We start from the raw sequence: 12394 nt of genomic DNA on the forward strand, positions 1-12394 counted from the left end.
CATGGAAACCCTGTCCTTCGAATACCCCGCCACTTCGTCGGTGCGCGGCCGCGCCCTGGTGGGCTGCGTCGGTTCCGGCGACCTGGAGGTGCTGCTGCAACCGGCGCCGAACGCCACCCTGAGCATCGAGGTGGTGACCTCGGTGAACGGCAGCGCGCCACGCTGGCAGCAGCTCTTCGAACGGCTGTTCGCCGCCGTGCCGGCGCCGGCCGCGCAACTCTGCATCCACGACTTCGGCGCCACCCCCGGGGTGGTGCGCCTGCGCCTGGAACAGGCGCTGGAGGAAGCTGGCCATGAATAACGTCGCCCAGCTGCTGGCCCTGCGCAGCTTCACCGAACTTTCCGCCCGCCAGCGCGCCCGCGAGCTGCTGGATGCCGGCAGCTTCCGCGAACTCATCGACCCCTTCGCCCGGGTGCAGTCACCCTGGCTGGAAGGGCAGGGCATAGTGCCCCAGGCCGACGACGGCGTGGTCATCGCCCGCGGCACCCTGGACGGCCAGCCGGCCGTGGTCGCCGCCATCGAAGGCGCCTTCCAGGGTGGCAGCATGGGCGAGGTCGGCGGGGCGAAGATCGCCGGCGCCCTGGAACTGGCCGCCGAGGACAACCGCAACGGCATCCTCACCCGCGCCCTGCTGTTGCTGGAAACCGGCGGCGTGCGCCTGCAGGAGGCCAACCTGGGGCTGGCGGCCATCGCCGAGATCCAGGCGGCCATCGTCGACCTGCAGCAGTACCAGCCGGTGGTGGCGCTGGTCGCCGGGCCCGTCGGCTGCTTCGGCGGCATGTCCATCGCCGCCGGGCTGTGCAGCTACGTGCTGGTCACCCGCGAAGCGCGCCTGGGGCTGAACGGCCCGCAGGTGATCGAGCAGGAAGCCGGCATCGAGGAATACGACTCCCGCGACCGGCCGTTCATCTGGAGCCTCACCGGCGGCGAGCAACGCACCGCCTCCGGGCTGGCCGATGCCTGCCTGGCCGATGACGTGGGCACTCTCTACCAGGCGGTGCGCGACTACTTCGCCAAGGGCCTGCCGGCGCACCCGCGCAGCCGCCGCACGGCGGACTTCCTGACGCGCCTGGAAAGCCTCGATACGAGCGAGCAGATCGACGCCGCCGGCGTGCGCCGCCTCTACGCCGGCCTGAACCAAGGAGACGCGCAATGAGCCAAGCACCTTCTTCCCGTGGCCTGGCCTGGTTCCAGGCCCTGGCCGGCGAACAGCCCGCGCGCCCGCAGGACGGCGCCTCGCTGCGGGTGGCCGATGCCGAGCTGGACGGCCAGCCGCTGCGCTACCTGGCGGTGGTGCCGGATGCGAACGATGCCTTCCCCCGCGCCCGCAACGGCGAGGTCGGCCTGCTGGAAGGCTGGCGCCTGGCGGCGGCGGTGGAGGAGGCCATCGAGGCCGACCGCGATGCGCCGCTCAAGCGCGCGCTGGTGGCGATAGTCGACGTGCCCAGCCAGGCCTATGGCCGCCGCGAGGAGGCCCTGGGCATCCACCAGGCCCTGGCGGCGGCGGTGGACGCCTATGCCCGCGCGCGCCTCGCCGGCCACCCGGTGCTCGGCCTGCTGGTGGGCAAGGCCATGTCCGGCGCCTTCCTCGCCCACGGCTACCAGGCCAACCGCCTGATCGCCCTGCGCGACGCCGGGGTGATGGTCCACGCCATGGGCAAGGCCGCCGCCGCGCGCATCACCCTGCGCAGCGTCGAGGAGCTGGAGCGCCTGGCCGCCACGGTGCCGCCGATGGCCTACGACATCGACAGCTACGCCTCCCTGGGCCTGCTGTGGGACAGCCTCGAAGTGCCGTCCATTGACGCGCCCGGTGAAGCGGACGTGGTCCAGGTGCAAGCCAGCCTGCGCCGCGCCCTGGACGACATAGCCGGCGCCCCGAGGGACCTTCGCGGCCGCCTCGGCGCGGCCAACCGCGCGGCCTCCAGCCGCGTGCGCGAACTGCTGCGCGAGCAGTGGTGAGAACTCGGGAGCGGGCCATGGCCATCGTCGAAAGCTCACAGCGGGGCCCACGCCGGGACGGGCCCGCTCCCGACCTTTTTCGTGCCCACGACCTGCTCTGGGGCATGGGTGCAGAGCACTTGCCGGAAGATGCGCCGGCCTGGGTGGGCGAAGTGCTGGCAGCCGGCTGGCCTGTTGTCGTGCGCCGCGCGCCGGCGCGCCCGGGCTGGCTGGCGGTGGGCCTGCGCGGCCACAGCCGCGAGCAGCGCTGGGCCGGCTGGCTGCCGCTGGAAGCGGTGATGCGTTGCACCACGCCCGAGGCGCTGCGCCAGGCCGAGCCGCAACGCGAACTGCCCGCCTGGCAGGCCCTGTGCCAGGTGCGCGCAGGGCTGGACGCCACCGGCCTGGCCTGGGGTATCACCGGCGGCGCCGGCTTCGAACTGGCCACCGGCGTGCCGGTGCTGCACGGCGCCAGCGACCTCGACCTGCTGCTGCGCACCCCGCAGCCGTTTTCCCGCGACGCGGCCCGCGCGCTGCTCGCCGAACTGAACCAAGCTGCCTGCCGCATCGACCTGCAACTGCAGACCCCCACCGGTGGCCTGGCCCTGGCCGAATGGGCCGGGGAGGGCTCCCGGGTGATGATCAAGGGCGACCACGCGCCGGTCCTGCTGGCCGATCCCTGGGCGCGCGCCGAGGTGGCCGCATGAGCAGCCTCTTCGCCTTCCCCGGCCAGGGCGCGCAGTACCCCGGCATGCTCTCGGCGCTGCCCGGCGGGCCGGAAGTCCGCGCCTGCCTGGAGGAGGCGGCGGACGTGCTCGGCCAGCCCATGGCCAGCCTGGAAAACGCCGAGGCCCTGGCCTCGACCCGCGCCGTGCAGTTGTGCCTGCTGATCGCCGGCGTCGCCGCGGCACGCCTGCTCGCCGCGCGTGGGCACCGGCCAGCGCTGGTGGCGGGACTGTCCATCGGCGCCTATCCGGCCGCCGTGGTCGCCGGTGCCCTGGACTACGCCGACGCCCTGCGCCTGGTCGCCCTGCGCGGTGAACTGATGCAGCAGGCCTGGCCCAGCGGCTACGGCATGAGCGCCATCCTCGGCCTGGAGCAGCCACAACTGGAGCCGTTGCTGGCCCAGGTGCACAGCGCCGAACGCCCGGTCTACCTGGCCAATATCAACGCCGAACGGCAACTGGTGGTGGCTGGCAGCGACGAGGCCCTGCAAGCCATCGCCGAACTGGCCCGGGCCCATGGCGCCAGCGCGGCGAAGCGCCTGGCGGTCAGCGTGCCCTCGCACAGCGAACTGCTGGCCGAACCCGCCGCGCGTCTGGCCGAGGCCTTCGCCGGCGTGCGCCTGGACCGCCCGCGGCTGCGCTACCTGAGCAGCAGCACGGCGCGCCTGGTCATGGACCCGGCGGCGCTTGCCGCGGACCTGGCCGGCAACATGGCGCGCCGCGTGGAGTGGCGCGCCACCTTGCGCAGCGCCTACGAGCGCGGCGCCCGCCTGCACCTGGAGCTGCCGCCCGGGCGCATACTCACCGGCCTGGCCAGGCCCTGCTTCGGCGCCGCCGCCATCGCCTTCGACGGCGCCCGCGCGGACACCCTGGACGCGCTGCTGCGCGAGGAGGAACGCCGCGACCCCTGAACCGGTCCCATTACCCCCAACCCCAACGACCAACCGAGGACAACAACAATGATCATCTACGGTGTCGCTCTACTGTCTGCATGCACGCTCGCGGGCGTGATCCTGGGAGACCTGCTGGGCGTGCTGCTCGGCGTGCAATCCAACGTCGGCGGCGTCGGCATCGCCATGCTGCTGCTGATCTTCGCCCGCCTGGCGATGCACAAGCGCGGCGGGTTGAGCAAGGAATGCGAGTTCGGCGTGGGCTTCTGGGGCGCCATGTACATTCCCGTGGTGGTGGCCATGGCGGCCCAGCAGAACGTGGTCACCGCCCTGCACGGCGGCCCGGTGGCGCTGCTGGCGGCGATCGGCTCGGTGCTGGTGTGCGGCGCGACCATCGCGCTGATCAGCCGCACCCACCGCGGCGAGCCGCTACCGCGCGAGGACCGCGCCGAAGACCTGGGCGCCGCCCCGGTGGGAGGGCGCTGAGATGTGGCAGATCGTCGAGAACGCGCTCATCCATAACGGCCTGGTCACCGCCTTCGCGGTGGTGGGCGTGATCATGTGGGTGTCGGTGCTGATTTCCCGCCACCTGACCTTCGGCCGCGTCCACGGCTCGGCCATCGCCATCCTCATCGGCCTGGTGCTGGCCTGGGTCGGCGGCACCCTCAGCGGTGGGCAGAAGGGCCTGGCCGACCTCTCGCTGTTCTCCGGCATCGGCCTGATGGGCGGGGCCATGCTGCGCGACTTCGCCATCGTCGCCACGGCCTTCGAGGTGCAGGCCACCGAGGCGCGCAAGGCCGGGCTGATCGGCGCGGTGTCGCTGCTGCTGGGGACCATCCTGCCGTTCATCGTCGGGGTGATCGTGGCCTGGTCGTTCGGCTATCGCGACGCGGTGAGCATGACCACCATAGGTGCGGGGGCTGTCACCTACATCGTCGGCCCGGTCACCGGCGCGGCGCTGGGCGCCAGCTCCGACGTGATGGCGCTGTCCATCGCCACCGGGCTGATCAAGGCGATCCTGGTGATGGTCTTCACCCCGGTCTCGGCGCGCCTGCTGGGCCTGGACAACCCGCGCTCGGCGATGGTCTTCGGCGGCCTGGCCGGCACTGTCAGCGGCGTCACCGCCGGGCTCGCCGCCACCGACCGGCGCCTGGTGCCCTACGGCGCGCTGACCGCCACCTTCCACACCGGCCTGGGCTGCCTGCTCGGCCCGTCGCTGCTGTACTTCTGCGTGCGCGGCCTGGTGGGCTGAGGCAGGGGCCGGCTGCAAGCGGGCGGGGCGCCTCAGGCCCCCGCCCGCGCCGCTTCCTGCTCGTGGCGCATGCCGTACATGCGGCATTCGGCGAGCAGCGCCAGCAGGTTCGGGTCGCGCTCCTTGGCGCGCAGGAAGACCACGCCGATGCGCTGCTGCAGGCGGTAGCGCGCCTGCAGCGGAATGAGCTTCACGCGGTTCTCGTACACCGCCTCGATGCGCTTGGGCAGCAGCGCGTAGCCGACCCCGGAACTGACCATGCTGAGCAGGGTGAAGATGTCGTTCACCTGCATGGCGATGTGCGGCTCGAAGCCGGCCTGGCGGAACACCCGCACGCCGTCCTGGTGGGTGGCGAAGCCCTGGGCCAGGGTGACGAAGGGCGCCTCCTTCAGGCTCGCCAGGTCGATCTCGGCCAGCTCGGCGTAGGGCGAATCCACCGGCACGGCGAGGAAGATGTCGTCGGAGAACAGCGGCAGCTGCTCGCAGTCCGGGTCGGCCACGCTTTCGTTGAGCGACACCAGGATGGCGTCCAGCTCCATGTTCTTCAGCTGGTAGAAGAGGTCGACGTTGGAGCCGAGGATGAGGTCGATGTTCAGCTCGCTGCGCCGCAGCTTCAGGCCCATGATCAGCTGCGGCACGGTCTTCACCGTCAGCGAGTAGAGCGCGCCGAGCTTGAAGCGCTCGGCGGAGAAGCCGGCGGCCTCGCGGGTCAGGCGCACCGTCTCGTTCACATCCTGCACCAGCTTCTGCGCGCGCTCCTCCAGCACGAAGGCGCTCTCCAGCGGCGTGAGGGTGCGCCCCTCGTGCTTGAACAGCGGGCAGCGCAGGGCGCTTTCCAGGGAATGGATGGCGCGGTGCACGCTGACGTTGCTGGTGCCCAGCTCGGCGGCGGCGCGGGCCAGGTTGCCGGTGCGCATGAAGGCCAGGAACACCTCCAGCTTCTTCAGCGTCAGCTCTTCGTCGATGCGCGGTATGGGCGCGCTGGCCGTGTCAGCGCGGGCCATGGGCGCCTCGGGCGGGGTGAGGAAGGGGCATGCGGGTTCTCGCTCGGTCGGTGGCCCGGCCAAGGTAGCGGAGCCGGGCGCGGGCTTCCAGCCGCTATCGGGGCAATGTAGCGGACAGCGCTGTCTCGCTGGGCGGGACGCCGTTGCCGGGCTGCAGGCCGCCAATCGGCTGGCCTGCAGGAGGGTACCGAGCATGGCCAGGTCGGCTTTCAGGCTCCTGTATTGCCCTGATAAGAGTGAGGATATTGAGGAAAATATTTCGCTTATGGGCTGGATTATTACGGGATATGAAAAATAATATTGCCAGCCCCGTGGCTGGCCACAGGCCTTCGCGGGCAGTAACGTGCGCGTCGCCTTTACCGGGGCGTTTTTTTCGTCCGTCAAAGATAGCGCTGTCTCAAGGCTGCGCGACAATGGGGAACGGCCGTGCCAGAGCGGTGCGCCGGCCCCTGTTCTACAGTTTTCGTTTGGCCATGCGGCTCGCACCCTGGGGAGGCGGGCCGGGTGGCGCTTTTCCGCTTCAAGGCTGCCAGGAGGAATAGCCACCATGATCACCGCTCGCAATCTTGCCCCGGGGCTGGGGCTGCTCGCCCTGCTGGCCAGTGGCGCGCAGGGCGACGAGGCCTTTTCCGCCGATTCGAAATGGGGCCTGGGGGACTGGGGCGGTACCCGCAGCGAGCTGCTGGAGAAGGGCTACGACTTCAAGCTGGACTACGTCGGCGAGGCCGCGGGCAACCTGCACGGCGGCTACAACGACGACAAGACCGCGCGCTACACCGACCAGTGGGCGCTGGGCAGCCACCTGGACCTGCAGAAGATCCTCGGCTGGCACGGCGCCGAGTTCCAGCTGACCATCACCGAGCGCAGCGGCAACAACCTGTCCAACGACCGCATCAGTGACCCGCGCGCCGGCCAGCTCAGCTCGGTGCAGGAAGTCTGGGGCCGCGGCCAGACCTGGCGGCTGACGCAGATGTGGTACAAGCAGACCTTCCTCGACGACGCCCTGGACATCAAGTTCGGCCGCTTCGGCGAGGGCGAGGACTTCAACAGCTTCCCCTGCGACTTCCAGAACCTGGCGTTCTGCGGCTCGCAGGTGGGCAACTGGGTGGGCGGCATCTGGTACAACTGGCCGGTGAGCCAGTGGGCGCTGCGGGTGAAGTACAACCTCAGCCCCGAGTTCTTCGTGCAGGTCGGCGCCTACGAGCAGAACCCCTCGAACCTGGAGACCGGCAACGGCTTCAAGCTCAGCGGCAGCGGCACCCAGGGCGCCATCCTGCCGGTGGAGCTGGTGTGGTCGCCGAAGGTGGGCGGGCTGCCGGGCGAATACCGCCTGGGCTACTACTACAGCACCGCCAAGGCCGACGACGTCTACGAGGACGTCAATGGCCAGCCCCAGGCGCTGACCGGAGATGCCTTCAAATCCCACGGCAGCAAGCACGGCTGGTGGGTGGTGGCGCAGCAGCAGGTGACCGCCCACGACGGCGACGCCGCGCGCGGCCTGAGCCTGTTCGCCAACTTCACCGTGCATGACCAGGCGACCAACAGCATCGACAACTACCAGCAGGCCGGCATGGTCTACAAAGGCCTGTTCGACGCGCGGCCCAAGGACGACATCGGCCTGGCGGTGGCGCGTATCCACATCAATGACGATGTGACCAGACACCAGAAGCAGATCAACGCGGTGTCCGGTATCGACGACTATGACAACCCGCTGTTCCAGCCGGTGCAGCACAGCGAGTACGACGCCGAGCTGTACTACGGCGTGCACGTCACCAACTGGCTGACCGTGCGGCCGAACCTGCAGTACATCAAGCATCCCGGCGGCGTCTACGAGGTGGACAATGCCCTGGTCGCCGGGCTGAAGATCCAGTCCAGCTTCTGAACCGCCACGCCATCAGCACAAGGCCCCGGCCCGTTCCCGGGGCAAGGAGCAGGAACCCCAGCATGCCCCCGCGTTTTCTCCCGCTCGCCCTGCTGCAGCCGTCGCTGCTGCTCTGGGGGCTGAGCGCCAGCCACGCCGCCGGCGCCGAGGACAGCGCCGTCCCCGCCGACGAGGTGTTCGCCCCCATGGTCGTCACCGGCACCTACGCGCCGGTGTCCAGCTTCGACCTGCCGTTCTCCATCGACACCGTGCAGCAGCCGCGGATCGGCGACGGCCAGCTCGGCGTGAACCTCTCCGAGGTGCTGCCGCGGGTACCCGGCCTGGTGGTGCAGAACCGCCAGAACTATGCCCAGGACCTGCAGATTTCCTCGCGCGGCTACGGCGCCCGCTCGGCCTTCGGCATCCGCGGGTTGAAGCTGCTCAGCGACGGCATCCCGGCCAGCACCCCCGACGGCCAGGGCCAGGCGGCGACGCTGAACCTCGACGTGGCCGAGCGCATCGAGGTGCTGCGCGGCCCGGCCTCGACCATTTACGGCAGCAACGCCGGCGGGGTGATCCAGATGTTCAGCCGCGACGGCTCCGGCCCGCCGCGGGTGGGCGCCGAAACCACCTTCGGCAGCGACGGCTTCAACAAGAACCACCTCTACGCCGAGGGCGGCAACGACAAGGCCGGCTTCCTCCTCGACGCCTCGCGCATGGACACCGACGGCTACCGCGACCACAGCGCCGCGCGCCGCGACCAGACCTTCGCCAAGCTCAACTTCAGGCCCGACGACGACAGCCGCCTGGCGCTGATCTACAGCAGCCTGGAGCAGAACGGCACCCAGGACCCGCTGGGCCAGACCTGGGATGCCTACAAGCATGACCCGCGCTCGGTGGCCGCGGCCGCCGAGACCTACGACACGCGCAAGAGCATCGACCACCAGCAGCTGGGCATGAACTACGAGCGCTACTTCGGCGACGCCACCCTGCAGTTCAACCTCTACGCCGGCCAGCGCAGCGTCGTCCAGTACCTGTCGATCCCCAGGGGCGTGGTCTCCAACACCCAGCGCGGCGGCGGCGTGGTGGACTTCGACCGCGAATTCCATGGCGGCACCCTGCGCTGGATCCAGCCGGTGGCCGGCGTGCCCGGCGAGCTGACCGTCACCACCGGGGTGGACTACGACCGCAGCCGCGACGACCGCCGCGGCTACCAGAACTACAGCGGCGACCAGTTGGGCGTGAAGGGCGAGCTGCGCCGCGACGAGGACGACACCGCCACCAGCCTCGACCCCTACGTGCAGGCGCGCTGGGAGCTGGGCGACTGGACCTTCGACGCCGGCCTGCGCCACAGCACCATGAAGATGGACGTGGACGACCGCTACCTGGCCAACGGCGATTCCAGCGGCTCGAAGAAGTACCAGAAGAACACCCCGTCGCTGTCGGTGATGTACGCCTTCACCCCCCAGCTGCACGGCTACGTCAGCGCCGGCAAGGGCTTCGAGACCCCGACCCAGGCCGAGATGGCCTATGCCCCGGGCCTGGTGGAAAGCTTCAACTTCGGCCTCGACCCGGCCACCAGCACCCAGTACGAGCTGGGCCTGAAGGCCAAGGTCGGCGGCAACACTCGGATCAACGCAGCGGTCTTCGAAATCCGCACCGACGACGAAATCGTCGTCGCCAGCTCCACCGGCGGCCGCACCAGCTACCAGAACGCCGGCAAGACCCTGCGCCGCGGTTTCGAACTGGGCGTGCAGAGCCAGCTCAACGAACGGTGGGACGCGACCCTCGCCTACACCCGCCTGGAGGCCACCTACGACCAGGACTTCGTCGAGGGCGGCAGCACCATCGAGAAGGGCAACCACCTGCCCGGCGTGCCCGGCAGCAGCCTCTACGGCGAGCTGGTGTGGAAGCCGCGCCAGGACATCAGCATGGGCTTCGAAGGGCAGTACCGCAGCAAGGTCTATGTTGAAGACAGCAACGAGGACAAGCCGGCGCCCAGCTACGCGGTGTTCAACTGGCGCACCCGCTTCGAACAGCGCTACGGCCCCTGGACGTTCCACCAGCTGCTGCGCCTGGACAACCTGCTGGACCGCCAGTACGTCGGCTCGGTCATCGTCGGCGACAGCAACGGCCGCTACTACGAGGCCGCCCCGGGGCGCTCCTGGTACGCCGGCGCCGGCCTCGAATACCAGTTCTGAACCCAAGCAGTACCCGCTCACTGAAAGACCGAAGGAGAACACGCATGAGCACTGACGGTGCGTTTGGCAGGCCACGCCTGCTGCCGAGCCTGCTCGGACTATTGCTGCTGCTGATGGGCCTGGCCCTGCTGGCCGGCGGCGTCAAGCTGGTGAGCCTGGGCGGCTCGCTCTACTACCTGGTGGCCGGCGTGGTGCTGGTCGTGACCGGCGTGTTGCTGCTGCTCGGCCGCGCCGCCGCCATCGGCCTGTACGCGCTGTTCCTGCTGGGCAGCACCCTGTGGTCCTGGTACGAAGTGGGCCTGGACTGGTGGCAACTGGTGCCGCGCCTGGCGCTGTGGTTCGTGCTCGGCATCGTCCTGCTGCTGCCCTGGCTGCGCCGCCCGCTGCTGGCCGCAGGCCCCGCGCCCAAGGCCACCGCGCTGCTGGGCCTGGCCGTGGTGCTGGCCGGCGCCAGCGCCATCGCCTCGCAGTTCACCAACCCGGGCCGCATCGAAGGGCGCATCGACCGCGCCAGCGCCGGCGTGCCCAACGCCGCCCCGGCCCAGCCCGAGGGCGACTGGCAGGCCTACGGGCGCACCGCCTTCGGCGACCGTTACTCGCCGCTCACGCAGGTCAACCCGGACAACGTCCACCAACTGAAGCTGGCCTGGACCTTCCGCACCGGCGACCTGCCCGGCCCGAACGACCCGGGCGAGACCACCGCGGAAAACACCCCGCTGAAGGTCAACGGCAAGCTCTACGTGTGCACCCCGCACAGCCAGGTGATCGCCCTGGACCCGGACACCGGCAAGGAACTCTGGCGCTTCGATCCCAAGCTGAGCACGCAGAACGCGGCCAACTTCAAGGGTTGGGCGCACATGACCTGCCGCGGCGTGGCCTACCACGATGAAGCCGCCTACGCCGCCAAGGCCGCCGACGGCACTACCGTCGCCAGCCCGGCGCCGGCCGCCGGCAGTTGCCCGAAACGCCTGTTCGTGCCCACCGCCGACACCCGCCTGATCGCCCTCGACGCCGACACCGGCAAGGTCTGCGAAGGCTTCGGCAACAAGGGCGAGATCGACCTGCGCGCCAACATCGGCAGCTTCACCGCCGGCGGCTACTACTCCACCTCGCCGCCGGCGGTGACCCGCGACCTGGTGATCATCGGCGGCCACGTCACCGACAACGTCTCCACCGACGAGCCCTCCGGGGTGATCCGCGCCTACGATGTGCGCGACGGCCACCTGGTGTGGAACTGGGACAGCGGCAACCCCGAGGCCACCGCGCCCATCGCCGCCGACAAGACCTACACCCGCAACTCGCCGAACATGTGGTCGGTGGCCAGCGTCGACGAGAAGCTCGGCCTGGTCTACCTGCCCATGGGCAACCAGATGCCCGACCAGTGGGGCGGCAACCGCACCCCCGAGGCCGAGAAGTTCAGCGCCGGCGTCACCGCCCTGGACATCGACACCGGCAAGGTCCGCTGGACCCACCAGTTCACCCACCACGACCTGTGGGACATGGACGTGGGCGGCCAGCCGACCCTGGTCGACCTGAAGACCGCCGACGGCATCAGGCCGGCGCTGCTGGCCTCGACCAAGCAGGGCAGTATCTACGTGCTCGACCGCCGCACCGGCGAGGCCATAGTGCCGATCAACGAAACCCCGGTGCCCCAGGGCGCGGTGGAAGGCGACCACACCGCGCCAACGCAGCCGATGTCCGAACTGAACTTCATGCCCACCACCCTGCAGGAGAAGGACATGTGGGGCGTGACGCCGTTCGACCAGATGCTCTGCCGCCTGGACTTCAAGTCGCTGCGCTACGAGGGCATCTACACCCCGCCGTCGCTGCAGGGCTCGCTGGTGTTCCCGGGCAACTTCGGGGTGTTCGACTGGGGCGGCGTATCGGTCGACCCGGTGCGCCAGATCATGTTCGTCAACCCCGACTACATGGCCTTCAAGTCCACGCTGGTGCCGAGCGAGGAAGTCGCCGGGGGCCCTGCGCGCAAGAGCGAGACCGAGGGCGTGCAGCCCAACGCCGGCGCGCCCTACGGCGTGATCATGGCGCCCTTCCTGTCGCCCGTCGGCCTACCGTGCCAGGCCCCGGCCTGGGGCTACGTGGCGGCGGTCGACCTGACCACCCACAAGGTGATCTGGAAACACAAGAACGGCACCGTGCGCGACAGCTCGCCGGTCCCGCTGCCGCTGACCATGGGCGTGCCCAGCCTCGGCGGCCCGATCACCACCGCCAGCGGCCTGGGCTTCCTCAGCGGCACCCTGGACCAGTACCTGCGCGCCTACGACCTGCGCGACGGCAAGGTCCTCTGGGAAGGCCGCCTGCCAGCCGGCGCCCAGACCACCCCGATGACCTACACCGGCAAGGACGGCAAGCAGTACGTGCTGGTCATGGCGGGTGGGCATGGTTCCCTCGGCACCCGCCAGGGCGACTACGTGATGGCCTTCGCGCTGCCGGATTGAGGGTGGCGACGCTGGAATGAAAGAACGCCCGCGGAGTGATCCGCGGGCGTTTTCGTTTGGCTGGCG

11 protein-coding genes are annotated in these 12394 nt (G+C 70.1%); 10 read left to right on the forward strand and 1 reads right to left on the reverse strand.

Features of this window, described 5'->3' with window-relative positions:
* The first annotated feature begins 1 nt into the window (after position 1).
* Genes PKO50_RS07590 through madM form a run of 7 tightly spaced genes read left to right on the forward strand, consistent with a single transcriptional unit; the run spans position 2 to position 4806 of the window.
* The gene (locus PKO50_RS07590; protein ID WP_089394896.1) at positions 2 to 301 is read left to right on the forward strand and encodes a malonate decarboxylase subunit delta; all 300 of its coding nucleotides are present in this window, start codon (positions 2 to 4) and stop codon (positions 299 to 301) included.
* Positions 294 to 1157 (forward strand): biotin-independent malonate decarboxylase subunit beta, encoded by an 864-nt coding sequence (locus PKO50_RS07595; RefSeq protein ID WP_275629270.1) that lies wholly within the window; start codon positions 294 to 296, stop codon positions 1155 to 1157. Before PKO50_RS07590 ends, PKO50_RS07595 begins: the two co-directional genes overlap by 8 nt.
* Complete coding sequence (mdcE, locus tag PKO50_RS07600; protein ID WP_275629271.1) at positions 1154 to 1960, forward strand: biotin-independent malonate decarboxylase subunit gamma; 807 nt, start codon at positions 1154 to 1156, stop codon at positions 1958 to 1960. The genes PKO50_RS07595 and mdcE overlap by 4 nt, the downstream gene beginning before the upstream one ends.
* Positions 1961 to 1977: 17 nt before the next feature.
* A complete protein-coding gene (locus tag PKO50_RS07605) occupies positions 1978 to 2646 on the forward strand; it encodes a malonate decarboxylase holo-ACP synthase (RefSeq protein ID WP_275629272.1) in 669 nt (222 codons plus the stop codon).
* A complete protein-coding gene (gene mdcH / locus PKO50_RS07610) occupies positions 2643 to 3575 on the forward strand; it encodes a malonate decarboxylase subunit epsilon (RefSeq protein WP_275629273.1) in 933 nt (310 codons plus the stop codon). The genes PKO50_RS07605 and mdcH overlap by 4 nt, the downstream gene beginning before the upstream one ends.
* A 48-nt stretch (positions 3576 to 3623) precedes the next feature.
* Positions 3624 to 4040 (forward strand): malonate transporter subunit MadL, encoded by a 417-nt coding sequence (gene madL, locus PKO50_RS07615; protein WP_043314736.1) that lies wholly within the window; start codon positions 3624 to 3626, stop codon positions 4038 to 4040.
* 1 nt (position 4041) lies between these two features.
* The gene (gene madM / locus PKO50_RS07620) at positions 4042 to 4806 is read left to right on the forward strand and encodes a malonate transporter subunit MadM (RefSeq protein WP_043314735.1); all 765 of its coding nucleotides are present in this window, start codon (positions 4042 to 4044) and stop codon (positions 4804 to 4806) included.
* Between the two features lie 32 nt (positions 4807 to 4838).
* Here madM and PKO50_RS07625 read toward each other — a convergent pair whose 3' ends face one another.
* The gene (locus tag PKO50_RS07625) at positions 4839 to 5810 is read right to left on the reverse strand and encodes a LysR substrate-binding domain-containing protein (RefSeq protein WP_089394890.1); all 972 of its coding nucleotides are present in this window, start codon (positions 5808 to 5810) and stop codon (positions 4839 to 4841) included.
* A gap of 547 nt (positions 5811 to 6357) precedes the next feature.
* On the opposite strand from PKO50_RS07625, the gene PKO50_RS07630 reads away from it, so the two are divergent.
* The 3 genes from PKO50_RS07630 (at position 6358) to PKO50_RS07640 (ending at position 12328) form a co-directional block, all read left to right on the forward strand.
* On the forward strand, positions 6358 to 7692 hold the full coding sequence (locus tag PKO50_RS07630; RefSeq protein ID WP_275629274.1) for a carbohydrate porin: 1335 nt from the start codon (positions 6358 to 6360) through the stop codon (positions 7690 to 7692).
* 62 nt (positions 7693 to 7754) lie between these two features.
* Complete coding sequence (locus PKO50_RS07635; RefSeq protein WP_275629275.1) at positions 7755 to 9872, forward strand: TonB-dependent receptor; 2118 nt, start codon at positions 7755 to 7757, stop codon at positions 9870 to 9872.
* A gap of 44 nt (positions 9873 to 9916) precedes the next feature.
* Positions 9917 to 12328: a glucose/quinate/shikimate family membrane-bound PQQ-dependent dehydrogenase gene (locus PKO50_RS07640; protein WP_275629276.1), complete on the forward strand. Its 2412-nt coding sequence runs from the start codon at positions 9917 to 9919 to the stop codon at positions 12326 to 12328.
* The last annotated feature ends 66 nt before the right edge of the window (positions 12329 to 12394 follow it).

It is taken from the genome of Pseudomonas sp. 273, from assembly GCF_029201425.1.
Taxonomy (GTDB): domain Bacteria; phylum Pseudomonadota; class Gammaproteobacteria; order Pseudomonadales; family Pseudomonadaceae; genus Pseudomonas; species Pseudomonas delhiensis.